The 22,944-nt window shown below is 62.1% G+C and carries 20 protein-coding genes and 1 tRNA gene; 9 read left to right on the forward strand and 12 right to left on the reverse strand.

Translation table 11 applies throughout. The features are described from left to right. Positions 1-25 precede the first annotated feature (25 nt). The 4 genes from recJ to IB263_RS22900 all read right to left on the reverse strand — a co-directional run bounded on the left by recJ (position 26) and on the right by IB263_RS22900 (position 5,128). Positions 26-1,828: a single-stranded-DNA-specific exonuclease RecJ gene (gene recJ, locus IB263_RS22885; RefSeq protein WP_192439050.1), complete on the reverse strand. Its 1,803-nt coding sequence runs from the start codon at positions 1,826-1,828 to the stop codon at positions 26-28. A gap of 236 nt (positions 1,829-2,064) precedes the next feature. Then, positions 2,065-3,387, reverse strand: a complete 1,323-nt coding sequence (locus tag IB263_RS22890; RefSeq protein ID WP_034796566.1) for a homoserine dehydrogenase — start codon at positions 3,385-3,387, stop codon at positions 2,065-2,067. A gap of 88 nt (positions 3,388-3,475) precedes the next feature. Beyond that, positions 3,476-4,693: an LL-diaminopimelate aminotransferase gene (locus tag IB263_RS22895; protein ID WP_034796568.1), complete on the reverse strand. Its 1,218-nt coding sequence runs from the start codon at positions 4,691-4,693 to the stop codon at positions 3,476-3,478. A 126-nt stretch (positions 4,694-4,819) separates the two neighbouring features. Beyond that, on the reverse strand, positions 4,820-5,128 hold the full coding sequence (locus IB263_RS22900; protein WP_060583200.1) for a hypothetical protein: 309 nt from the start codon (positions 5,126-5,128) through the stop codon (positions 4,820-4,822). A 109-nt stretch (positions 5,129-5,237) separates the two neighbouring features. On the opposite strand from IB263_RS22900, the gene phaC reads away from it, so the two are divergent. The 4 genes from phaC to radC are packed head-to-tail and all read left to right on the forward strand — an operon-like array spanning position 5,238 to position 9,470. Then, positions 5,238-7,076 carry a poly(3-hydroxyalkanoate) polymerase subunit PhaC gene (gene phaC, locus IB263_RS22905; RefSeq protein WP_192439051.1) on the forward strand — a complete coding sequence of 613 codons (1,839 nt, stop codon included), beginning with the start codon at positions 5,238-5,240 and terminating at the stop codon, positions 7,074-7,076. A 19-nt stretch (positions 7,077-7,095) separates the two neighbouring features. Next, positions 7,096-7,815 carry a DNA/RNA nuclease SfsA gene (sfsA, locus tag IB263_RS22910; RefSeq protein WP_192439052.1) on the forward strand — a complete coding sequence of 240 codons (720 nt, stop codon included), beginning with the start codon at positions 7,096-7,098 and terminating at the stop codon, positions 7,813-7,815. Between the two features lie 30 nt (positions 7,816-7,845). Further along, positions 7,846-8,685 carry a type I methionyl aminopeptidase gene (gene map / locus IB263_RS22915; RefSeq protein ID WP_192439053.1) on the forward strand — a complete coding sequence of 280 codons (840 nt, stop codon included), beginning with the start codon at positions 7,846-7,848 and terminating at the stop codon, positions 8,683-8,685. Then, positions 8,682-9,470 carry a DNA repair protein RadC gene (gene radC, locus IB263_RS22920; protein ID WP_192439054.1) on the forward strand — a complete coding sequence of 263 codons (789 nt, stop codon included), beginning with the start codon at positions 8,682-8,684 and terminating at the stop codon, positions 9,468-9,470. The genes map and radC overlap by 4 nt, the downstream gene beginning before the upstream one ends. Positions 9,471-9,554: 84 nt before the next feature. On the opposite strand, the gene IB263_RS22925 is transcribed toward radC, so the two are convergent. Together IB263_RS22925 and IB263_RS22930 are read right to left on the reverse strand one after the other, a co-directional pair. Then, complete coding sequence (locus IB263_RS22925) at positions 9,555-10,733, reverse strand: putative zinc-binding metallopeptidase (RefSeq protein ID WP_192439055.1); 1,179 nt, start codon at positions 10,731-10,733, stop codon at positions 9,555-9,557. 51 nt (positions 10,734-10,784) lie between these two features. Next, positions 10,785-11,774 (reverse strand): magnesium and cobalt transport protein CorA, encoded by a 990-nt coding sequence (locus tag IB263_RS22930; RefSeq protein ID WP_226020709.1) that lies wholly within the window; start codon positions 11,772-11,774, stop codon positions 10,785-10,787. A 257-nt stretch (positions 11,775-12,031) separates the two neighbouring features. Here IB263_RS22930 and sthA point away from each other — a divergent pair, with 257 nt between their 5' ends. Together sthA and IB263_RS22940 are read left to right on the forward strand one after the other, a co-directional pair. After that, the gene (gene sthA / locus IB263_RS22935; RefSeq protein WP_192439056.1) at positions 12,032-13,447 is read left to right on the forward strand and encodes a Si-specific NAD(P)(+) transhydrogenase; all 1,416 of its coding nucleotides are present in this window, start codon (positions 12,032-12,034) and stop codon (positions 13,445-13,447) included. Positions 13,448-13,637: 190 nt separating this feature from the next. Next, the gene (locus IB263_RS22940; protein WP_192439057.1) at positions 13,638-14,441 is read left to right on the forward strand and encodes an endonuclease/exonuclease/phosphatase family protein; all 804 of its coding nucleotides are present in this window, start codon (positions 13,638-13,640) and stop codon (positions 14,439-14,441) included. A gap of 177 nt (positions 14,442-14,618) precedes the next feature. On the opposite strand, the gene tig is transcribed toward IB263_RS22940, so the two are convergent. From tig to IB263_RS22960, 4 genes are all read right to left on the reverse strand, one after another. Further along, positions 14,619-16,097, reverse strand: a complete 1,479-nt coding sequence (gene tig, locus IB263_RS22945) for a trigger factor (protein WP_034796594.1) — start codon at positions 16,095-16,097, stop codon at positions 14,619-14,621. Between the two features lie 179 nt (positions 16,098-16,276). Then, positions 16,277-16,361, reverse strand: a tRNA-Leu gene (locus IB263_RS22950). Between the two features lie 183 nt (positions 16,362-16,544). Next, entirely contained in the window at positions 16,545-17,126 is a 582-nt protein-coding gene (locus IB263_RS22955; protein WP_192439058.1) for a GDYXXLXY domain-containing protein, read from the reverse strand. Next, positions 17,123-18,232, reverse strand: coding sequence for a DUF2157 domain-containing protein (locus IB263_RS22960; protein WP_089044637.1), 1,110 nt, complete (start codon positions 18,230-18,232; stop codon positions 17,123-17,125). Before IB263_RS22960 ends, IB263_RS22955 begins: the two co-directional genes overlap by 4 nt. A 934-nt stretch (positions 18,233-19,166) precedes the next feature. On the opposite strand from IB263_RS22960, the gene IB263_RS22965 reads away from it, so the two are divergent. From IB263_RS22965 to trmFO, 3 genes are all read left to right on the forward strand, one after another. Further along, positions 19,167-19,310 (forward strand): DUF1127 domain-containing protein, encoded by a 144-nt coding sequence (locus tag IB263_RS22965; protein WP_064816990.1) that lies wholly within the window; start codon positions 19,167-19,169, stop codon positions 19,308-19,310. Between the two features lie 433 nt (positions 19,311-19,743). Then, positions 19,744-19,887, forward strand: a complete 144-nt coding sequence (locus tag IB263_RS22970; RefSeq protein ID WP_064816989.1) for a DUF1127 domain-containing protein — start codon at positions 19,744-19,746, stop codon at positions 19,885-19,887. Positions 19,888-19,987: 100 nt separating this feature from the next. After that, positions 19,988-21,406 (forward strand): methylenetetrahydrofolate--tRNA-(uracil(54)-C(5))-methyltransferase (FADH(2)-oxidizing) TrmFO, encoded by a 1,419-nt coding sequence (trmFO, locus tag IB263_RS22975; protein ID WP_112976447.1) that lies wholly within the window; start codon positions 19,988-19,990, stop codon positions 21,404-21,406. Positions 21,407-21,494: 88 nt separating this feature from the next. Here trmFO and IB263_RS22980 read toward each other — a convergent pair whose 3' ends face one another. Together IB263_RS22980 and IB263_RS22985 are read right to left on the reverse strand one after the other, a co-directional pair. Beyond that, positions 21,495-21,962: a hypothetical protein gene (locus IB263_RS22980; RefSeq protein WP_112976466.1), complete on the reverse strand. Its 468-nt coding sequence runs from the start codon at positions 21,960-21,962 to the stop codon at positions 21,495-21,497. Positions 21,963-22,101: 139 nt separating this feature from the next. After that, entirely contained in the window at positions 22,102-22,944 is an 843-nt protein-coding gene (locus IB263_RS22985; protein WP_060607510.1) for a phytoene/squalene synthase family protein, read from the reverse strand.

The following is a 22,944-nucleotide window of genomic DNA, read 5'->3' on the forward strand; positions in this document are numbered from 1 at the left end:
CTGTCAGCACACTTCGCGACGGGTGCTACAGCGCCTTTGCCGCGTCCGTGACGCGCAGCTGTACCCGTCGCTGGCCCTGCCACAGATCGGCGGACACCGATCCCGCGACGTGGATGGATGTTCCGCGGCTCGACAGCAGGAAGTCGCCGAGCGGTGTCTCGGTCGCCCGGAAAGCAATACCGTCAAGGCGGCTGCCGTCCTGCCCCTCCAGCGTCACCTTGATGTGGTTGGCGCCGACCTGCCTGCTGTCGCGCAGGCGATGCTGCGGGAAGGCGAAGACCGGCTGCGGGTGGGCCGAGCCGTAGGGGCCGGCCTGCTCCAGGAGATCGATGAGTTCCAGGGTCGCGCCGGAGGCTGCAAGCGCGCCGTCCACCTTGAGCGTCTGGATGGCGACGAGTTCGCGCACCGCCGCTTCCGCACGTCCCTCGAAAAACTGCCTGAGCTTGCCGAGTTTCGCGCGCTCGACGGTGAGACCGGCAGCCATGGCATGGCCACCGCCCTTTACCAGCAGGCCACCATCGACGGCGGCCCGAACCATCTTGCCCATGTCGAAGCCATTGATCGAGCGGCCCGAACCGGTGCCGCGTCCGTTCGGATCAAAGGCGATGGCAAAAGTCGGTCGTCGGAATTTTTCCTTGATGCGGGCGGCGAGCAGTCCGACGATGCCCGGGTGCCAGTTTTCGCGCGCGGTAACGATCACCGAAGCGCCCTCGCCCGTGCCGTATTCGGCCAGAACCTCAGCCTCCGCCTCGGCCAGCATGATGGCTTCCATCGCCTGCCGCTCGCGATTGAGCTCATCGAGCTGCGCGGCGATCTTCTCTGCCTCGGCCGCATCCTCCATCGCCAGCAGGCGGCTGCCGAGCGCAGCATCGCCAATGCGTCCGCCGGCATTGATTCTCGGGCCGACGAGAAAGCCCAGGTGATAGGGCGTGACCGGGCCGCCGATCGCAGCTTTCCGCAGCAGTGCCGAAAGCCCGACATTGCCCATGTGACGCGCCGCGATCAGTCCCTTGACGACATAGGCGCGGTTGAGCCCTTTGAGCGGCACCACGTCACAGACCGTCGCCAGAGCCACCAGATCGAGCTGGGACAGCAGGTCGAACGAAGAAACGCGGCTGTCGCCGGCGTTGCGCAAAACGCGCAAGGTATTGACCAGAACCAGATAAACGACGCCGGCGGCGCAAAGATGCCCCTGCCCCGAGAGATCGTCTTCGCGGTTCGGGTTGACGAGCGCATGGCAGGGCGGCAGCGCCGAGCCGACCTGATGGTGGTCGATGACGACGACATCGACGCCGCGTTTATCGGCAACGGCGAGCGCCTCATGGCTGGTCGAGCCGCAGTCGACGGTGACGATGAGATCGGCGCCCTTGTCGATCAGTTGCTCGATTGCCGTCGGGTTCGGGCCATAGCCCTCGAAGATCCGATCGGGAATGTAGATTTCCGCGTCGACGCCGAAATGGCGCAGGAAACGCGCCATCAAAGCCGAAGACGCGGCCCCGTCGACGTCATAGTCACCGAAGATCACCGTCTTTTCACGGCGCTTGATGGCGGCCGCCAGACGCTCCGCAGCCTTGCGGCAATCGGTAAGCGTGTCCGGGTCCGGCATCAGCGAGCGAAGCGTCGGATCAAGAAAACTTGCGGCATCGTTGAGCACGACGCCTCGGCCGGCAAGGACGCGACCGAGCAGGTCGGAGTAGCCATGGACCTGACTGATGGCGAGCGCCCGGTTCTGGCCCGCCTGGTCGAGACGCGACACCCATCGCTGGCCGCTGACCGACCGCTCGACATTCAGAAAGGCCCGTTGTACCGGATCCACCAATTCTTCCATGCTCGTCCATCCGCTTGGCGCTTCGTTCCTCTTAGCGCATAACCCTGGAAATCGTGACCGTTTTCGGAACGGCATACACAGAGATCCACGTTTCGCAGGGAATTGCGGTGCTGCAGGCGCTTAACTCTTAAAGAAAGAAGCCTCGCCGGCTTGCTTGCGCGGCGAGGCTTCCAATCTTTCGGCGGCAAACGGCACTGCGCGCCGCCGTGCCGAACGGTCTAGGGCGCTTGTCGCCCTTAGTTTGCCTTCGGGCGCTCGATGCGGATGACCTGCGGTTCGCCGACGAGGTAGCCCTCGCCCTTGATCGCCTTGATCGCATCGCGAACGGAGTGCTCCGATGTCGCGTGCGTGACCAGGATGATCGTCTGCGGCTCGCCCGTGTCCATCAGATGCTTCGAATGCTGCATGATCGATTCCAGCGAGATGCCGTTGTCGGCCATGCGGGTCGCGATGCTGGCGAAGACGCCGGTGCGGTCAACGACCTTCAGGCGGATGAAGTAGCCGCCCTCGTGGCTCTGGATCTGCGCGCGCTTATAGGGCAGCAGCGCATTGGTCGGACGGCCGAAGGCCGGAACGTGCTGGGCGCCCGGGCGGCTCTTGGCAATGTCGGCGATATCGCCGAGCACGGCCGACGCCGTCGCGTTGCCGCCGGCGCCCGGGCCGACCATCAGTAGCTCGCCGAGAATGTCGGATTCGATCGCAACGGCATTGGTCACGCCATCGACCTGGGCGATGACGGAATCGTAAGGCACCATCGTTGGGTGAACGCGCTGCTCGATGCCGCTTTCGGTGCGCTGGGCGACACCGAGGAGCTTGATGCGGTAACCGAGATCGGCGGCTGCATGAATGTCGTCGATCGAGATATTGGTGATGCCTTCGAGGTAGATGTCGTCGGCAGCGATCGCCGTACCGAATGCAAGGCTCGTCAGGATCGACAACTTGTGCGCCGTGTCGTTGCCCTCGATGTCGAAGGCCGGATCGGCTTCGGCATAGCCGAGGCGCTGCGCCTCCTTGAGGCAGGCTTCGAAGGAAAGCTGTTCCTTCTCCATCTTCGTCAGGATGTAGTTGCAGGTGCCGTTCATGATCCCATAGACGCGCGAGATCGTATTGCCGGTCATGGATTCGCGCAGCGCCTTGATGACGGGGATACCGCCGGCAACAGCCGCTTCGTAGTTGAGCAGCGCGCCCTTCTCCTCGGCGATCTTGGCAAGTTCGATGCCATGGGCAGCCAGCAGCGCCTTGTTGGCGGTCACCACATGAATGCCGCGCTGCAGCGCCGCCTTGACGGCCGAATAGGCCGGATCGCCGGCACCGCCCATCAGTTCGACGAAAACGTCGATATCGGCGTCACGCGCAAGCGAAATGGCATCGTCGAACCAGGCGGTCTTCGAAAGATCGACGCCGCGGTCCCTGTTGCGGTCGCGCGCTGTTACGGCCGTGGTCTCGATTGCCCGTCCGCACGTTGTCGCAAGCATCTCGTGACGATCCTGGAGGATTCGCACGAGCGAGGCACCGACGGTACCCAAGCCCGCAATGCCGATTTTGAGGGCATCTGCCATAGCCATTTCCTAACATGTAGAGGGCGATCCGCGAGAACTGCGGTGCCGGTGTGGAAGGAGGCGCGCGTCAAGCCCGCCTCCCGACTTCTTACCTGTGAGCGTTGAGCGAGATGACGTTGTGCATCGTCTCGTCGGCGGTCGACAGGAATTTCTTGATGTTGCGCGCAGCCTGGCGGATGCGGTGCTCGTTCTCGACGAGAGCGAGGCGCACATAGTCGTCACCCTGCTCGCCGAAGCCGATGCCCGGAGCGACCGCGACATCCGCCTTCTCGACGAGGAGCTTCGAGAATTCGAGAGAGCCCAGATGACGGAACTTTTCGGGGATCTTCGCCCAGGCAAACATCGTCGCTGCCGGCGGCGGCACTTCGAAGCCGGCCTTGCCGAAGCTGTCGACCATGACGTCGCGGCGGCGCTTGTAGATGTTGCGCACTTCGGCGATGTCGCTGCCGTCACCGTTCAGCGCTTGGGTGGCGGCCACCTGGATCGGCGTGAAGGCACCGTAATCGAGGTAGGATTTCACGCGTGTCAGTGCTGCGATCAGCCGCTCGTTGCCGACGGCAAAGCCCATGCGCCAGCCCGGCATCGAGAAGGTCTTCGACATCGAGGTGAACTCGACCGTGCAGTCGATCGCGCCCGGAACTTCCAGCACCGACGGCGGCGGCGCATCGTTGAAGTAGATCTCCGAATAGGCAAGGTCCGAAAGCACGATGATGTCGTGCTTTTTCGCAAACGCGATCACGTCCTTATAGAAGTCGAGCGTCGCAACCTGCGCCGTCGGGTTCGACGGATAGTTGAGGATCAGCGCCAGTGGCTTGGGGATTGAATGGCGAACGGCGCGTTCCAGCGGCCCGAAGAAGGTTTCGTCCGGCTCGACCGAGATCGAGCGGATGACGCCGCCGGCCATCAGGAAGCCGAAGGCGTGGATCGGATAGGTGGGGTTCGGGCACAGAATGACGTCGCCAGGTGCGGTGATCGCCTGCGCCATGTTGGCGAAGCCTTCCTTGGAGCCAAGGGTAGCGACGACCTGGGTATCCGGGTTGAGCTTGACGCCGAAGCGGCGGGCGTAATAGGCGGCCTGGGCACGACGCAGCCCGGGAATGCCCTTCGACGACGAATAACGATGCGTGCGCGGGTCCTGAACGGCCTCGCAGAGCTTGTCGACAATCGACTGTGGTGTGGGTAGATCCGGATTGCCCATGCCGAGGTCGATGATGTCAGCACCGGCCGCTCGCGCGCTTGCTTTCAAACGGTTGACCTGTTCGAAAACATAGGGCGGCAAACGCCGGACTTTGTGAAACTCTTCCATCTCCAAACCTCGTTTGGCGCACGCTCCCGCCAGCGGCTCAAGCCTTTGCGAAACCGTGCGCTGTGGTGAACGGCCGTCCATGCGGCCATTGAACGCTTTGCGTCCAAATCACCGGAAAGGCAAGCGCTAATTCTGGATCTCTTTCAGCGTGTCGGCGCCGTGCTGTTCGGCCAGCGCGCGCATTTCTTTCAGGCGACGCTGATACTCGGCTTCGGAGATCGCGCCGGACTTGCGTGCAGCGCCGAGAGAGCTCAGGCGCGCCTGCATGCTTGCAGCTTCATCGTTGGTCATCTGCGACGTTGCGGCCGGCTTCTGGCCGTAAACCGACGGATAGTTCTCGAAGTTGGTCCCCTGGCTGTTGCAGCCTGCAAGCGTGCCGAGCAGAACGATCCCGGCAACCCAGGTGATGGAACGCTGTTTTCCGACGGCAAGCATACTGGAGACGACCTCTATTTTGATGGCGCGACGATGCGCTAGCCCTTGTAATCATTTTCGGGCAGAATGTAAAAATACAAAACAAACAAGATGCTGTGGAGGACGCCGGGTGACAGCAGAGAGGAATGCGGAAGGCAAGGACGGCTACGCAGGCTTCGATCCCAAATCCGTCGAACCTTATATCGTCAAGGATCCGGAAAGCCTCGCAGTCAACCTCGCCCGCGCCATGGAACAGCTTGGCAAAGCGGCTTCCGCCTGGCTGGCGCCGCGGGAATCGGGCCAGAAGTCCGATACCTTCGCCGAACCCGCCACCGACATGGTCAAGACGCTGTCCAAGGTCTCGGAGTACTGGCTTTCCGATCCGCGCCGCACGCTCGAAGCGCAGACTCACTTGATGGGCAGCTTCTTCGAGATCTGGTCGCGCACGCTGCACCGCATGTCCGGCGAAGAGACGGCGGAGCCGGCCGGCCTCCAGCGCAACGACAAGAGATTTACCGACGAGGACTGGGTGAAGAACCCGTTCTTCGACTTCATTCGCCAGGCCTATTTCGTAACGTCGGACTGGGCCGAGCGCATGGTCGAAGACGCCGAGGGGCTCGACGACCACACGAAACACAAGGCTGCTTTCTACGTTCGCCAGGTTTCGAGCGCGCTGTCTCCGACCAACTTCGTCACCACCAATCCGCAGCTCTACCGCGAGACGGTTGCCTCAAGCGGCGCCAATCTGGTCAAGGGCATGCAGATGTTTGCCGAGGACATCGCCGCCGGTCGCGGCGACCTCAAGCTCCGGCAAACCGACACCAGCAAGTTTGCGATCGGCGAGAATATCGCGATGACGCCGGGCAAGGTCATCGCCCAGAGCGACGTCTGCCAGGTGCTGCAATATGAGGCGACGACGGAAACCGTGCTGAAGCGGCCGTTGCTGATCTGCCCGCCCTGGATCAACAAATTCTACGTGCTCGATCTCAACCCGCAGAAATCCTTCATCAAATGGGCGGTCGATCAGGGACACACGGTCTTCGTCATCTCCTGGGTGAACCCGGACGAACGGCACGCGACCAAGGACTGGGAAGCCTATGCCCGCGAAGGCATCGGCTTTGCGCTCGATATCGTCGAGCAGGCCACCGGTGAGCGGGAAGTCAACGCCATCGGCTATTGCGTCGGCGGCACCCTGCTTGCCGCGACGCTCGCATTGCATGCGGCCGAGGGCGACGATCGCATCCGCTCGGCGACACTGTTCACGACGCAGGTCGATTTCACTCACGCTGGCGACCTCAAGGTCTTCGTCGACGAGGACCAGATAAACCAGATCGAACAGAACATGAGCGTGACCGGCTATCTCGACGGCTCGAAGATGGCGACCGCCTTCAACATGCTGCGCGCCTCGGAGCTGATCTGGCCCTACTTCGTCAACAACTACCTCAAGGGCCAGGAACCCCTGCCCTTCGACCTGCTCTACTGGAACTCCGATTCGACGCGGATGCCGGCCGCCAACCATTCCTTCTATCTGCGCAACTGCTACCTCGATAACAAGCTTTCGAAGGGCGAGATGGTTCTTGCCGGCAAGCAGGTATCGCTCGGCGACGTAAAGATCCCGATCTACAATCTCGCGACCAAGGAAGACCACATCGCCCCGCCGCGCTCTGTATTTCTCGGCAGCGCTTCGTTCGGCGGCAAGGTCACCTATGTTCTCTCGGGTTCGGGCCACATTGCCGGCGTCGTCAATCCGCCGGACAAGGGCAAGTATCAGTTCTGGACCGGAGGCGCCCCCACGGGTGACTTCGACGATTGGTTCAAGGCCGCCAAGGAAACACCGGGATCCTGGTGGCCGCATTGGCACCAATGGATCGAGAAACTCGACAAGCGACGCGTTGCGCCCCGCAAGCCGGGCGGTCCGCTGAACTCGCTCGAGGAAGCGCCGGGCTCCTACGTACGCGCCCGCGCCTGAATCATTCGCAGGACCTGCCTTGATCTTCGATCCTCCGCTGACGACCGCAACCCTTGTGCAGCGCTACAAGCGCTTTCTCTTCGATGCCCTGTTGCCTGATGGTACGGCCATGACCGGATCCTGCCCCAACACGGGATCGATGCGCGGGCTGACGACACCCGGTTCACGCATCTGGATGTCGGAACACGACAGCCCGACGCGGAAGTACCGCCAGATGCTGGAAATCGTCGAAGCCGACGGAACGATGGTCGGCATCAATACCGGCCTGCCCAACCGGCTTGCGGAAGAAGCCATCCGGCTGGGGCTCGTTTCCGACCTGCATACCTATGAGCATAGTGCACGCGAGCAGAAATACGGACGCAACTCGCGCATCGACATTCTCCTCAGCGATCCCGAGCGCGGCCGTGCCTATGTCGAGGTCAAGAACGTGCATTTCAGCCGCTCGCCCGGTCTTTCCGAATTTCCTGACAGTCCGACGACGCGGGGGGCGAAACATCTCGACGAGCTCGGTGATATGGTTGAGGCCGGTCACCGCGCGGTGATGATCTATCTCGTGCAGCGCGACGATTGTCACCGGTTGAGGATCTGCCGCGAGTTCGATCCCGCCTATGCGCGCGCATTCGACCGCGCGATGTCACGTGGCGTTGAGGCCTATGCGGTCAAATGTCAGGTTTCGCCAACGCAAATCCGCCCAACCGGATTGATGACAGTGGACGAAGCGGCCCTCGCTGCTCTATGAAATCCGACTGGAACAACTGAAAGCTTTGGAATGGTGACTTACATCGAGGCAGGGTCTGCGCCCTACAAGAACACCGGCGTAATCCGGCTCTATGGACCGGAAGGTTTCGAGGGCATACGAAAGGCCTGCCAGGTGACTGCGCGTTGTCTGGACGAGCTCGTCTCGCGGGTACAGCCGGGCGTCACCACCGACGAGATCGACCGGTTCGTCTTCGAGTTCGGCATGGACAATGGCGCGCTGCCGGCGACGCTCAACTATCGCGGCTACACGAAATCGTCCTGCACCTCGATCAACCACGTCGTCTGCCACGGCATCCCGAACGACAAGCCGCTGCGCGAGGGCGATATCGTCAACATCGACGTCACCTACGTCGTCGATGGCTGGCATGGCGATTCGAGCCGGATGTATCCGGTCGGCGAGATCAAGCGTGCGGCCGAGCGACTGCTCGACGTCACCCACGAGAGCCTGATGCGCGGCATTGCCGCCGTGCGCCCCGGCGCCCGCACCGGCGCCATCGGTGAAGCGATCCAGGTCTATGCCGAAGCGGAGCGCTGCTCCGTCGTGCGCGATTTCTGCGGCCACGGCGTCGGCAAGCTCTTCCACGACGCGCCGAACATCCTGCACTACGGCCGCGCCAATGAAGGGCCGGAACTGCGCGAGGGCATGATCTTCACCATCGAGCCGATGATCAATCTCGGCCGCCCGCATGTGAAGGTGCTCTCGGACGGCTGGACCGCCGTGACCCGCGACCGGTCGCTGTCGGCGCAATACGAGCACACGGTCGGGGTCACCGCCGATGGCTGCGAGATCTTCACGCTTTCGCCCGCCGGCCTGTTCAAGCCCGGCGTCAGCACGCTCGGCGCCGCATGACGAAACGTCCGATCTCCCCTGACGGCGATTTTGCGCCATCGGCGGACGAGAGGACGTTTTTTCCACAATTGCAGTTAGATAACTCGCCGGCCGCCAAGAAGGCGCCGGCACCCGAGGCGCACTATCACGGTCATCGCGATCGCCTCAGGGCGCGCTACCGCGAAAGCGGCGATGCCGCACTCGCCGACTACGAAATCCTGGAAATGCTGCTGTTTCGCCTGATCCCCCGCAAGGATACCAAGCCGATCGCCAAGGCCCTGCTCGCACGCTTCGGAACGCTCGCCGGTGTCTTCGGCGCCCCGATCGCGCTGTTGCAGGAGGTGAGCGGCATCGGCGAGGCCGTCGCCCTCGACCTCAAGCTGATCTCGACAATTGGTCACCGCACGCTGAAGAGCGAACTTCGCCAGAAGCAGCTTCTCTCGTCCTGGAGCGCCGTCATCGACTATTGCCACGCGGCGATGGCCTACGAGACGAAGGAACAGTTCCGCATCCTGTTCCTCGACAAGCGCAACACGCTGATTGCCGACGAGGTGCAGCAGAAAGGTACGATCGACCACACGCCGGTCTACCCGCGTGAAGTGGTCAAGCGCGCGCTGGAACTCTCGGCCACCGCGATCATCCTGGTCCACAACCATCCATCCGGCGATCCGACCCCGTCGCGCGCCGATATCGACATGACGAAGCTGATCGTCGAAACGGCGAAACCGCTGGGGATCGCCGTGCACGACCACATCATCATCGGCAAGGACGGCCACGTGAGCCTGAAAGGGCTGCGGCTGTTCTGAGCGCGCTGGCACCCAGCCGTTTCGCGCGGCGGAGGTAGCAGCCCGGTGGTGACGCCGCCCTGCCGCAAACAGTGGCGAAGGCGTTTACCCCAAAAAGCCGGCTTCGACAGACTCCGTCCCCGCCGAGCGTGAAGCCTCGACGACCATATGCACGAACTGCAGTTTCGCCACTGACGGTTTCGACATTACGAAGGGGTAGAAGTCCGGCTGGCCCATGCTGCGCGCCAGTTCGTTAAGCACCATCGTCATTTCGATCCAGGAGTTCAACAGCGACAGAAACCCGTCGGCGCCGGTGTCGTCGGGCGCATACAAGGCGTCGCGCTCGAATGGCTCGACAATCGCTTCAAGATCCTCTGCATCGAGCCCAAAGCCGAGTGCCGTGCCCAGGCTATCGATCATATGCAGGTAATGCGCCCAAGTTTCGGCCCAGTCTTCCCAGGGATGTGTGGAAGCATAGGAACTGATGTACCGATCGGCCCAGTCTGGGGGTGCGCCATTCTCATAGTTCGCCTTCAATGCCGCCGCGTAATCGGCGCGCTCATCGCCGAACAGCGTGCGAAACGGCTCCAGCCAGGGTCCGTTGCAAACAAGCCGGTTCCAGTAGTAGTGACCGACCTCGTGTCGAAGATGGCCCAGCAGCGTTCGATAGGGCTCGTACAATTCGAGCCGCATCTTCTCGCGCTGGACCGAATCCGCCTCCTCGATGTTGACCGTAATCAAACCGTCGGCGTGCCCGGTCAGCACGCGCGGCCCGTTCGGTGGCGAACGCAGGAAATCGAACATCAGACCGTGTTTCTCGTCCTCGTCGACCTTGGACTTCACGGGCAAGCCGAGTGCCAGCAACTGCGACACGAGCCGTCGCTTCGCCACCTCGAGCAGACCCCAGTAGCGGGCATTGTCCTCGCGATCGAGATTCGGAATTGTCCGGTTCAGCCGGCAGGCGATGCAAAGTTCCCCCGGCTCGCTGGCCATCAGCATCCAGTTGCACTGCGCCGGCGTGTCACGGTTGCCGCAATACTTCAGCAACGGCCGTTCCCCGCCTGCGGCCCAGATACCTGGCTGTGGGCCGGGGTCGAGCGGCAGCAGCGCATCTTCACCTGGCAGATATCCGAGCGGCGTCTGGCAGCTGTTACAAAACATGTTGCCGAAAAACACGTGACTGCCACAGCGACACACAAAGGTGCGCGAGTACCGCTTGGGTACGTCGCGGTGTTTCCAGTTCGTACCGATCAGGTCGCCGAGCGTTTGCAGAAGGGTTGCCACCACATCCTCCGAGTTCGGGAATTGGTAAGGTCTGCCGGTCAGTGCTCCGGGCTAAAGCCATTTCGCGCGGCGGAAGAACCGGTAGAGCGTGCCGCAAAGACCGATGATCACTGCCAGGACGACGAAGTAGCCGTAGCGGAACTTCAGTTCCGGCATGTCGTCGAAGTTCATGCCGTAAATGCCGGCGATCGCCGTTGGCACCGCGAGGATCGCGGCCCAGGACGCGAGCTTGCGCGAGATTTCCGTCTGCTCGGATTGACCGACCATCAGGCTCGCCTCGAAGGTGAAGGCAAGAACCTCACGCAAAGCGTCGATATCCTCCTGAACGCGGCGCACGTGGTCCGTAACGTCGCGGAAGAGCGGCTGCAGTGCTGCATCCATGCCCGGTAGATCGATGTGCTCATGCCGTCGGCAGACGTCGACCAGCGGCACGACCGCGTTTCGCAGGCGCAAGAGATTGCGCCGCAGCAGATAGAGGCGTTCGATGTCGCCCTTGACCAGCCGCTCGCGCAGCAGCCGGTCTTCCAGTTCCTCGACCTCTTCGTGGATCGCCTCGATCACCGGCATGTAGTTGTCGACGATGAAATCGAGGATCGAATAGAGGATGTAGTTTTCGCCGTGGGCCAAGGCTGCAGGAGATGCTTCGCAGCGTTGGCGCACGGCCATGTAGGAGGTCGACGCGCCGTGCCGGACCGAGATGACGTAACCGCGCCCAACGAACAGATGCGTCTCGCCGAAGGCGATCTCGTCGCCAACCATATGCGCGGTGCGGGCGACGACGAAGATCGAGTCGCCATAGATCTCCAGTTTCGGCCGCTGGTGCGCCTTGCAGGCGTCCTCGATCGCCAGGTCATGCAGATCGAATTCCTGCTGGATCTGCCGCAAGAGTTCGGCATCGGGCTCATGCAGGCCGATCCAGATCACTGTGCCCGGGCGATCGCGCCACTTGCCTGCGTCTTCGATGCGGATATCGCGGACGCGCACGCCGTTCTCGTAGACCGCGGCCGCAACGACGCCCGGCTGCGGCTGCGAATGCGGCATGACGCCCTCAGCGCCAGACTGTGGCAAAGCCCTGTTCGTCAGCTCCAATCCCATCGTCAGCCTCCCAGACAAATACGACACCGACGGGCTCCGCATGTCGTAACGAAGCCAAGCATACGCGCACTCCCTTATATATTCTCATCCGACTGTTTCGGCTATGAAAACCACTTCATCAAACCGTGCCATTGACGGTATAGAGGCTTGCGAGCGAGAGTTTTCGCAACGCACAACGATTCCACCTTCTAACGGAAACGCCTATGAACCAGTTCGATCTCATCGTTGTCGGAAGCGGACCTGCCGGCCGCCGCGGCGCCATCCAGGCAGCCAAGCTCGGCAAGAAGGTCCTCGTCATCGAACAGGGAAAACGCGTTGGCGGCGTTTCGGTTCACACCGGTACGATTCCCTCCAAGACGCTGCGCGAAACGGCGCTCAATCTTTCGGGCTGGCGCGAGCGCGGCTTTTACGGGCGCTCCTATCGCGTCAAGCAGGAGATCAGCGCCGATGACCTCCGGCAGCGGCTGATCATCACCCTCAATCATGAAGTCGAGGTTCTCGAACATCAGTTCGCGCGCAACCGCGTGCAGCAGATGCGCGGGAAAGCCAGCTTCGTCAATCCGACCACGCTCGAAGTCGTCAAGGACGACGGCGAGACCATGCTCGTGTCCGGCACCAGCATCATGCTTGCCGTCGGCACCAAACCCTTCCGCCCGGATTACATGCCGTTCGACGGCAAGACTGTGCTCGACAGCGATGAACTGCTCGATATCGAGACCCTGCCGCGCTCCATGGTGGTGATCGGCGCCGGCGTCGTCGGCATCGAATACGCGACGATCTTCAGCGCGCTCGACACCCAGGTGACGGTGATCGATCCGAAGACGACGATGCTCGATTTCATCGACAAGGAAATTGTCGAAGACTTCATCTACCAGTTGCGCGACCGCAACATGAAACTGCACCTCGGGCAGAAGGCCGACACCGTCGAACGGCTCGACGATGGTAAGGTGCTGCTGACGCTCGACAACGGCCGCAAGATCACAACCGACATGGTGCTCTTTGCCGCGGGCCGCATGGGCGCCACCGATACGCTGAACCTGCCCGCAGCCGGGCTCGAAGCCGACAACCGAGGGCGCCTCAAGGTCAATCCCGAGACGTTCCAGACCTCCCTGCCCAACATCTATGCCGCCGGCGACGTCGTCGGCTTCCCGAGCCTCGCCTCAACCTCGATGGAACAGGGGCGCATCGCCGCCCGGGTCGCCATCGGCGCGATCGCGATGGAGCCGCAGAAATACTTCCCCTACGGCATCTACGCCGTGCCTGAGATCTCCACCTGCGGTCTCTCGGAAGAAGAGGTCAAGGAACGCGGCATCCCCTACGAATGCGGCATCGCCCGCTTCCGCGAGACCTCGCGCGGCCACATCATGGGGCTCGATTCCGGCCTGTTGAAAATGATCTTCTCGCTGAAGACCCGCCGCCTGCTCGGCGTGCATATCATCGGCGAAGGCGCGACAGAGCTGGTGCATATCGGCCAGGCCGTGCTGAACCTCAAGGGCACGGTCGAGTACTTCGTCGAAAACACCTTCAACTACCCGACGCTGGCCGAGGCCTACAAGATCGCCGGCCTCGACGCCTGGAACCGTATGGGCGAGATCAAGCAGGAAGCGCCGAAAGCGTAAGCATCCAGCGACAGAGCTGACCGCCGTCAACGCTGACGGCGGCGGCCACGTGCCTAGAGGGCAACGATTTTGGTTCCGCGTTGCCGAACCGATCTCTCCGGGTTTGCCATCCCACAGACCGCATCCGAAGTGCGCAGGACGCCGGAGAATCGGCTAGCTTCACCTCTCCCGATCAAGAGAGCCGAACACCATGCGCATCCTTTCGCTCAATGCCTGGGGCGGCAAGCTCCATTCGCCCTTGATGAAATATCTCGCCGATGTCGACGCCGATGTCCTGTGCCTGCAGGAGATCGCGCGATCACCGACGACCGAGGCCGAATGGCTGAGCTATCGCGATGCGGATGTGGAACTGCCGCAACGCGCCAACCTCTTCGACGAGATCGCCGCCGTACTACCGGGACATGATGGATTCTTCTGCCCGACCGCGCGAGGGACGCTCTTTGCAGGAGACACGCCCGTGGCATCGGAATTCGGTCTGGCAACATTCGTTCGGCGGGGCTATTCCGTCATCGGCCAGGCCCTCGGTTTTGTGCATGGCAGTTTTTCACCCGACAGCTGGGGGCCGCATCCGCGTGCGCGCAACGCCCATTGCATTCGCCTGTTCGATCACGACGCCGGCACTCCCATCACCATCGCGCAGATGCACGGCCTGCGGGAGGTCGGCGGCAAGAACGACAGTCCGGCACGCCGCGCGCAGGCGGAGGCGCTGGTAGGTCTCGTCCACCAGGTCTGGCCCGGAGACGAGCGGCTTGTCGTGTGCGGTGATTTCAATGTGCTCCCAGACAGCCAAACGTTTCAGACGCTCGGCCAGTTGGGGCTCGTCGACCTCGTCGTTTCCCGCGGCCACACGGACACGCGCACGTCGCACTATCTAAAGAGCGGCCGCTTTGCCGATTACATGCTGGCGAACGGTGCAGTCAGCGTCGCTCGCTTCGATGTCGTCGCAGAGCCCGAAGTCTCCGACCATCGCGCCCTCCTCCTCGACATCGCTTAGCGCGCCGCGGGTTTCACTGAGCCACGAAGTCGGCTCTGGCTGAATCAGCTGACACTTCCGTGTGTCGCTGAAAGCAGCATGCTCTCGGCCAGCGCTGGACGAAGAGCTCGCCTCCCGCAACGAAAAAGGCCCTGCCGCAAGCGGCAGGGCCTTTCGATTCCTAAGGCTTCGATCCGATTACTCGGCGCTGTCGTCAGCGGCCTTCTTCTTGGCCGGAGCCTTCTTCTTCGGAGCAGCGGCTTCTTCGCCTTCCGTGGCTTCAGCCTTTGCAGCGGCCTTCTTCTTGGCCGGAGCCTTCTTGGCAGCCTTGCCTTCAGTCTCTTCGTCGTCAGCCGTCAGCTCTTCCTTGGAAACCGTTTTGTCGGTTACCGAGATTTCGCCGAGCAGGTGGTCGACAACCTTTTCTTCGAACAGCGGAGCGCGCAGCGAAGCAGCAGCGCCGGGGGTGTTCTTGAAGTAGTCGAGGATCTGCTTCTCCTGGCCCGGGAACTGGCGGAGCTGTTCGAACAGCGAACGCTGCAGTTCGTCGTCGCTGACCTGAACGCCGGCCTTTTCACCGATTTCCGAGAGAACGAGGCCGAGGCGAACGCGACGCTCAGCGAGCTTGCGGTATTCAGCGCGGGCTTCTTCTTCGGTGGTTTCTTCGTCAGCGAAGGTCTTGCCGGCCTGCTGCAGGTCGGTGTTGATCTGGCGCCAGATGTTTTCGAATTCGGCCTCGACGAGGCGCTCCGGCGTTTCGAACTGGTAGAGTTCGTCGAGCTGGTCGAGGATCTGACGCTTGACCTTCTGACGGGTCAGGTTGCCGTACTGGCTTTCGATCTGGCCGCGGACGATTTCCTTCAGCTTGTCAGCCGATTCGAGGCCGAGCTTGGTGGCCAGTTCGTCGTTGATTTCGATGTCCTGGGCGCCAGCCACGTCCTTGACGGTGATGTCGAAGGTGGCTTCCTTGCCAGCAAGGTTGGCAGCCGGGTATTCAGCCGGGAAAGTCACGGTGATGACCTTCTCGTCGCCAGCCTTCAGGCCAACGAGCTGCTCTTCGAAGCCCGGGATGAAACGGTTGGAACCGAGAACCAGCTCAGCGTCTTCGTCCTTGCCGCCGTCAAAGGCGACGCCGTCGACCTTGCCGAGGTAATCGATGGTGACGCGGTCGCCGTTGGCGGCCTTGCCCTTCTTCGATTCGTAGCTGCGGGCGCTTTCGGCGATCTTCAGGATCTGCTCGTTGACTTCGTCTTCAGCGATCTCGACGACTTCGCGGGTCACCTTGATGCCGCTGACGTCCTTGAGTTCGATCGCCGGGATGATTTCGTAGGCAACGGTGAACTCGAGGTCGGCCTGAGCGTTGAGGATCTTGTCGGCTTCGGCCTCGTCCTCGGTCATCGCGATTTCCGGCTGGGTGGCCGACTTTTCGCCACGGCCCGAAAGGATCTCGGTCGGCTTGTCGCGAACGATCTCGTTAACCAGGTCAGCCATGATCGACTTGCCGTAGACCTTCTTCAGATGCGCAACCGGCACCTTGCCCGGACGGAAGCCGTTGATCTTCACACGGTCCTTCACTTCGGCCAGACGCTCGTTCATCCGAGCTTCCATGTCCTTGGCCGGGATAACGACCTTGAGTTCGCGCTTCAGCCCTTGAGCGAGCGTTTCGATAACCTGCATGTTCAAACCTTCATTTCACGTTGACTGTGCTCTTCCCCTTCGAAAGGTCTGGCGAGCACGTGAGCCGATCCATTTGCCGGGAGTGGCTTTACGCAGTTCTGCAACCGTTTTGCAAGCAAAATGGCACTCCAGCCCCCCTCATCCTCGCAGAATCCGGACTTTGGGCGCGATCGCTGATCTGGTGCGGGTAGAGAGACTTGAACTCCCACGCCTTACGGCACCAGAACCTAAATCTGGCGTGTCTACCAATTTCACCATACCCGCGTTCAGACAATCGCACCGCCTGACCGTATTCCCGCAAGACCAACCAGCGGAATACCGCGGATAGAATGGGCATGCTGAAAGTTCAGGGCTTTCCCGAGCGCGGCGTCTCTATATCACTCGTTTTCGCGGGATCAAAGGGAAAATGCGGGAATTCCACGACCAAGCGGGTTGGCACGGCGTGCCTCAATAGAGAGGCTCCTCATAGACCGGGCTGCCATTGACTGCGATCTCGCGGATCTGGGCCTTTCCCTTGGCGTCCACGCGGATATTGACGGAGAGCGCCTCGGCGTTGCGCACCTCCTCCAGCGTCCGCCCCTCGCCTTCCGGCACATAGAAACGCTCGATCCCGTATTCTACATTGACGGACGAGAGCGCAGACGAGGGATAGTAGGCAAATGGCAGAGAGCGAAGGACGACGCTGTCGCCGGCAGGGCTAAGCGGCGCGAAGGACGCTTCGGTCGCCGCCCAAAAGCCGTCGAGCTGCCTTTCCAGCCGAACGTAGACCTCAGCCTCTTCCGACTGCTTCGGCGTATCGCCCTTGAACAATTCCGGCTGGAGCCTTGAAATGTCGTAGCTCAAGATCACGTAGTCGCCCCGAAGCAGATCGCGGGGATCGACAGGCACGGTCTTCAACAGCACGTCACGGCCGCTTCTGAGGATCGAGGCCCTGCTCTCGATCATATAGCCAAGTGCCGCCGTCTGTACGCCCGCAACCAGCAGGGCCGCCAGCAATGGGTTCAACCAACGGGTCTTTGCGGTGGTCATCGTGGCGCCTCCGTCCCGCGCGCATTTGCCAAGTGCCCCTCGATGCGGATGACGAGCCAGGCGATGCCGGCAACCACCAATCCGGAGATCAGGAAGAAACCGGAGGTGCCGAGCATGGAGCCGAGGGTTTCGAAGGCGAGATAGAGAAGCTCACCGGCAAAGGCGACGTAGCCGAGATAGCGCACGGCGCCGTTCTGCGCCCCGGCAAGCGCGATCCCAAGGAGGGCCACCAGCAGCGTGCCCGCCCCGGTCGCGACCTCCGTTGTCACTCCGACGGCTTCGAATTGAAGAGCGGTAAAACCGAGCAAGGCGAGCGCGAAGGAATAGAAAGCGGGTGCCGAACCGGCATCGACCGCCAGGGCGCGAAGCGGAGAGCCTGGCAGCGTCGCCGCCAGAAAGGCCACGAGGCCGAACGCCGCAAGGCCACCTGCAAAGGCAAGCGACGCGTTGTCGAGGTAAAGCCAGGCCAGCCACGACAGGACCAGCAGATAGGCGAGATGACGGGCCCGGTCGGCGGCCGTGAAGCGCACCAGCAGAACGACGATCACCGCGAGCGCCGGAACGGACCACACGCGCCAGTCCGGCGTGGCGCCGAACCCATTGTCCTGCAGCACCGTTCCGAAATAGAACCAGGCAAGCCCACCCGCAACTGCGGTCATTGCTGCTGAGCGAAATGCCAAGGCAGAGAGGACGGCGCCGGCAAACCACAGCAGCGCGGCATCGGCCGCGTCACCCGACAGGTGATACATCTGCCCGATCAGCGCGATGCCGCCCCCAAAGGCGGCCACCCCCAGAACGAGGGCCGCTGCGGCAAGCGTCGTGCGGCCGGTCTGGGTCAGCCAGGCAGCGGCGAAATGAAAGCCCCAGACCAGAGCGACGATGCCGGCCACCCGCGCAAGGCGTGGCAGCGCCTCCCAGTTGGCGGCGACAAGCAGCAGGATTGAGGCGGACAACAGGAGTGCGGCGAGAATGAGCAGGACGCGCCCTGCCCGGAACGTGGACTCGCGACCGTCATATTCGGCCAGCATTGCGCGTGCTGCATTCTCCTGCAGCAGCCCCTTGTCCATCCAGTGCTTGAAGTCTCGTTCGAGACGCGCGCGGTACATCCTGCCCCCAGCCTAGAATCCGATGCTTGAAATGGTCCGGTTCAGCTCCCAACTAATCACGTATCGGCGCGGAAACACAATCGCTCACTCGCGACTGCGCACCAAACCGATGAGGACGAACGAACGGCTTGCGCAATGCGCATATCTTCCATGCAGATATTGCACTGCACAAATCGATTTAAAGGTCCTATATTCAAATCATCAAAGGCGAACGAAGGCATGAAGCCAGACGGTCGCCAGCGGAAATGGCCAGCCGCCTCAGTTTGCTGAGAAAGGCCCGGGTAAAACCGACGGAATTCGGACGAGCGCACTCCTCCTCCCAGCGCTCTTCCGATCAGATTGGCAACACTCCTCCTCCCAGTTGCCAATCACCCCTAATGACGCTCGCTGGACCTCCTCCCCCAGCGGGCGTTATTCTTTTCAGCCCTCCTCTCCACAAAGAAGCCTGCGTCTGCGCACCTGCACAATATTCGCGCATAATTTCGCTGCGCTCGCCCCACGCCATGCACTGGATGCATAGGTGCCATTCTGGAACAGCGCTACCCTTCCACCCGCCTGCGTACTATCTTCAACTCATCGATCGGGGCGGCGCACTCCTCCTCCCAGCGCCCCTCGATTTGGATCGGCGACACTCCTCCTCCCGGTTGCCGATCAGAACAAAGCGACGCTCGCTGGATCTCCTCCCCCAGCGGGCGTTGTTTGTTTTTGGCCCCTCACATTTCGGGCAGCTTTCCAGCCACGACAACTCGATTGCGCCGCGCGTTTTAGGCGCCAGCCGCGAACACGCCATCGCGTAGAGGCTTGCACGGCCTGCATGGGTGCGATGCAGCATTGTCTCTGTAACTTCTGCTCAAAAAGATTATATTTCAGAGCATCAGATGACGGCCAGCAAGAGAGATGAGCGCTGGCACACGACCCTAGAAAGGATAGGATCATGAACCTCGCACGTTCTTTCAACAATTGGCGCAAGTATCGTCAGACCTGCAACGAACTCGGCCGTATGACCGACCGCGAACTGTCTGACCTCGGCATCGGCCGTGGCGACATCCCGTACGTTGCTCGCCAGGCGATCAAGTAATTCAGGCTGCGCGTCAAGCGCAACCGACCTCCAAGTAAGACGCCCTCCGGTTCATTCCGGGGGGCGTTTTCTTTTGTCGCAGCGAGTACGATCCAGGTGACGCCTTCGCACTTGCGAGAGGCACCGGATGCTTCGCCATCTGCGACTGCCGATGCGGCCGAACCGCGTCCATCGACAGACGCTGCGTCCTTGCTCACCATCGGCTCGTAAGTCCCTTTGAAAACAATCGCTTATCAACGGGCAATTAAGCTTTTAATCAATCATTAATCGATGCCGCCTTTTGAAGCGGTGCCCATCTATGCGGCGATGCACTGCACAAATGCATAGCAGCTGCATTTTCTTTGCACTCCACCTTCTAATTAGACAAGCGTATAAGAACCTCAACGACGCAGACAGATGGCTGTCGCGACAACCTGATTTTGAGGAAATGACCATGAACCCGATTCGTATCGCAAAAAGCTGGATCAACTACCGCCGCACCGTCAGCGAGCTCGGCAACCTGTCGAACCACGCTCTCAATGACATTGGCATCACCCGTTACGACATCCGCAACATTGCGGCCCGTTCCTTCCGTTAATCGGAACGAACGACCAGGACTCCCAAGACGGCGCCTTCAGGGCGCCGTTTTCGTTTATAGGCGTTGGAACGAAAGGCCGAGCCGTGATAGGAAGCCGGCCATGAGCAAAGACACTTCTTCCCACTCCCCCATCCACGTCATCGGCGGCGGCCTTGCCGGATCGGAAGCCGCCTGGCAGATCGCCGAAGCCGGCGTACCGGTCATCCTGCATGAGATGCGCGGCGTGCGCGGCACTGACGCGCACAAGACCGACGGCCTTGCCGAACTCGTCTGTTCCAATTCCTTCCGCTCGGATGACGCGACCAGCAACGCGGTTGGCGTGCTGCATGCGGAAATGCGCCTTGCCGGCTCGCTGATCATGAAATCCGCCGACGCCAACCAGGTGCCTGCGGGCGGTGCGCTTGCGGTCGACCGTGACGGCTTCTCCGACGCGGTCAGCGCGGCGATCGCCGCTCATCCGCTGATCACGGTGGTGCGCGAAGAAGTCACCGGTCTGCCGCCGAAAGATTGGGATCTCGCCGTCATCGCGACCGGCCCGCTGACCGCACCCGGTCTTGCCGAAGCGATCCGCGCGGAAACGGGCGCCGATGCGCTCGCCTTCTTCGACGCCATCGCGCCGATCGTCTATACCGAGACGATCGACATGGACATCTGCTGGTTTCAGTCGCGCTACGACAAGGTCGGCCCCGGCGGAACCGGCAAGGACTATATCAACTGCCCGATGACCGAGGAGCAGTACAATGCCTTCGTCGATGCGTTGATCGCCGGCGACAAGACCGGCTTCAAGGAATGGGAAGGCACGCCCTATTTCGACGGCTGCCTGCCGATCGAGGTGATGGCGGAACGCGGCCGCGAGACGCTGCGCCACGGGCCTATGAAGCCGATGGGCCTCACCAATGCCCATAACCCCACCGTCAAGCCCTATGCCGTCGTACAGCTGCGCCAGGACAATGCGCTCGGCACGCTCTACAACATGGTCGGATTCCAGACGAAGCTGAAGTATGGCGCTCAGGCCGAAGTCTTCCGCATGATTCCCGGCCTCGAGAATGCCGAATTCGCCCGTCTCGGCGGCCTGCACCGCAACACCTACATCAACTCGCCGACACTGCTCGACGGAACGCTGACGCTGAAGTCGCGGCCGGGCCTGCGCTTTGCCGGACAGATCACCGGCTGCGAAGGCTATGTCGAAAGCGCCAGCATCGGCCTGCTCGCCGGCCGCTTCGCCGCCGCCGAACGCAAAGGCGAGACTTTGGCGACCCCTCCGGCGACCACCGCCTTTGGCGCATTGCTCAACCACATCACCGGCGGCCACATCGTTTCCGAAGATGAACCGGGCAAGCGCTCGTTCCAGCCGATGAACGTCAATTTCGGCCTGTTCCCGCCACTCGATCCGGGCGCGATCACCAAGCCGGAAGGCGTCAAGCGCTTCCGTGGCAAGGAAAAGGCAGTCGCCAAGAAGCAGGCGACGGCGTCGCGCGCGCTCGCCGATTGCGCCGCCTGGCTCGGCAAGTCCGCCTGACAGGCGGACACGCATTCGTTCCACGACAAAAGGCCCGCCTGCAGCGATGCGAGCGGGCCTTTTCTTATATGGAAGAACGCGGTGAGAGCTACTCGGTCGCCTGTGCCGTATGCGGCGACTCGGCGGCGGGCTGCTCGAACTCCGATTTCGGACTGAAGCTGCCGAGCAGCCAGAGCGAAACCTCGGCCGCCTCGCCGGCGCTCTGAAACTCGAAGTCGTTGTCGAGATAAGCAAAATCGGGGAAATGCACGATGAGGCCTCGGCCGGTCTCGGAGCTATTGACCCGAACCTTTCCGGGCTGGATCACGTGGCAGACATAGTGGGTGCCGTGCGACTGGATGAAGCCCGCCTTGCCGTCATGCAGCCGCAGGAAGATTGCCGTGCGGTCCGCCGTCGAGTGCAGCGCCCGGATCGCCTCGTCTGGAAAGGCACGGCCGAACTCCACCATCGCAGAGCCGGCATCGGGATTGTCCCAGTCCCGCTCGGCGCGGGCGTTCATCCACATGTAGAATGCGCCGACCAAGATGATGACGGCGATGAGCAATAACCAAAGCATCCGCGGGCGCTCCCCTTCGCTCGGCATGACGCCGATAAAGCGCTTCTATACGCTGCGAGGCTTGCGCCAATTTGTCGTCACGGCGCGTGCGTCTGCGCCAAAGCCCCGAGCAGACCGATCAGGCCGAACCTCTGACGTATCAGAAGCGGCGGCGCCGTGCAGCACGCCACATCCACCATTGCCGTTGCCATTGGGCCGGGCGGATGGGTTTCTGCAGAAGCCCGGCGCCCGCAGCCTCCGCGCGGTTAAGGATAGGCTCGACGAGCGCAAGCGGTATGAAGGCGGGGAAATTCGACGGCGCGATCGCCGCCAGCTGCGCACGCGCCCTGGCGAGATGATCTCGCCCGAAGCCCGCGAAGGCCCGGATCGCCTGGCTGATCGCGGCGCTGTCTTCGCCGGCGATCAGCGTTTCGCGATCGAGACCGGTGGCGCGCAGCAGTTCGGCCGGCAGGTAGACCTGGCCACGGCGCAAATGCAGCGGCAACAGCATGAGGAGGCCCGCGACCGTCTGCGCGACACCGCCGTGACCGGCGACTTCGGCCGATTTCGCGGCATTCTCTGGATCAAGGACCAGGGATGAGAGCTGGATCAGCGCCGAGGCGGTCTCGCCGGCATAGCCCTCGAGCGCCGAACGGTCTTCCATCGGATCGTCGTAGAGATCGAAGATCCGGGCATCGATCATGTTCTCGAACACGGAGACCGGCAGTCTGTGCGCGCGAATACAGCCAAGGAGCGCTTCAGCGAGCGGATGCCCTTCTCCGGTCGACGCGTCGTTGCCGATGAGGTCCCGCCACCATTGCATGCGGATCTCACCGGGGATCGGCTCGTGCACGAGATCGCGGATGCGGGCGATCTCCGCACTGAAGGCATAGAGTGCGGCAAGCGCGGGCTGCTTGTCGGCCGGCGCAAGCAGGCAGGCGAGATAGCGGTCGCGGTCCGTGTCCCGCAGGTCAGCCAGAATCTGGGCAGAATTGTCGTGCAC

It is taken from the genome of Ensifer sp. ENS03, from assembly GCF_014852035.1.
GTDB classification, from domain to species: domain Bacteria; phylum Pseudomonadota; class Alphaproteobacteria; order Rhizobiales; family Rhizobiaceae; genus Ensifer; species Ensifer adhaerens.

What these genes read in the sequence shown, in the direction of transcription:
- IB263_RS22970 (WP_064816989.1), top strand. Translation starts at nt 19,744, where the DNA reads ATGAACCCGATTCGTATCGCAAAAAGCTGGATCAACTACCGCCGCACC.
- IB263_RS22890 (WP_034796566.1), bottom strand. Translation starts at nt 3,387, where the DNA reads ATGGCAGATGCCCTCAAAATCGGCATTGCGGGCTTGGGTACCGTCGGT.
- tig (WP_034796594.1), bottom strand. Translation starts at nt 16,097, where the DNA reads ATGCAGGTTATCGAAACGCTCGCTCAAGGGCTGAAGCGCGAACTCAAG.
- IB263_RS22965 (WP_064816990.1), top strand. Translation starts at nt 19,167, where the DNA reads ATGAACCTCGCACGTTCTTTCAACAATTGGCGCAAGTATCGTCAGACC.
- IB263_RS22980 (WP_112976466.1), bottom strand. Translation starts at nt 21,962, where the DNA reads ATGCTTTGGTTATTGCTCATCGCCGTCATCATCTTGGTCGGCGCATTC.
- map (WP_192439053.1), top strand. Translation starts at nt 7,846, where the DNA reads ATGGTGACTTACATCGAGGCAGGGTCTGCGCCCTACAAGAACACCGGC.
- sthA (WP_192439056.1), top strand. Translation starts at nt 12,032, where the DNA reads ATGAACCAGTTCGATCTCATCGTTGTCGGAAGCGGACCTGCCGGCCGC.
- IB263_RS22940 (WP_192439057.1), top strand. Translation starts at nt 13,638, where the DNA reads ATGCGCATCCTTTCGCTCAATGCCTGGGGCGGCAAGCTCCATTCGCCC.
- IB263_RS22960 (WP_089044637.1), bottom strand. Translation starts at nt 18,232, where the DNA reads ATGTACCGCGCGCGTCTCGAACGAGACTTCAAGCACTGGATGGACAAG.
- IB263_RS22900 (WP_060583200.1), bottom strand. Translation starts at nt 5,128, where the DNA reads ATGCTTGCCGTCGGAAAACAGCGTTCCATCACCTGGGTTGCCGGGATC.
- IB263_RS22955 (WP_192439058.1), bottom strand. Translation starts at nt 17,126, where the DNA reads ATGACCACCGCAAAGACCCGTTGGTTGAACCCATTGCTGGCGGCCCTG.
- recJ (WP_192439050.1), bottom strand. Translation starts at nt 1,828, where the DNA reads ATGGAAGAATTGGTGGATCCGGTACAACGGGCCTTTCTGAATGTCGAG.
- trmFO (WP_112976447.1), top strand. Translation starts at nt 19,988, where the DNA reads ATGAGCAAAGACACTTCTTCCCACTCCCCCATCCACGTCATCGGCGGC.
- IB263_RS22895 (WP_034796568.1), bottom strand. Translation starts at nt 4,693, where the DNA reads ATGGAAGAGTTTCACAAAGTCCGGCGTTTGCCGCCCTATGTTTTCGAA.
- radC (WP_192439054.1), top strand. Translation starts at nt 8,682, where the DNA reads ATGACGAAACGTCCGATCTCCCCTGACGGCGATTTTGCGCCATCGGCG.
- IB263_RS22930 (WP_226020709.1), bottom strand. Translation starts at nt 11,774, where the DNA reads ATGCCGCATTCGCAGCCGCAGCCGGGCGTCGTTGCGGCCGCGGTCTAC.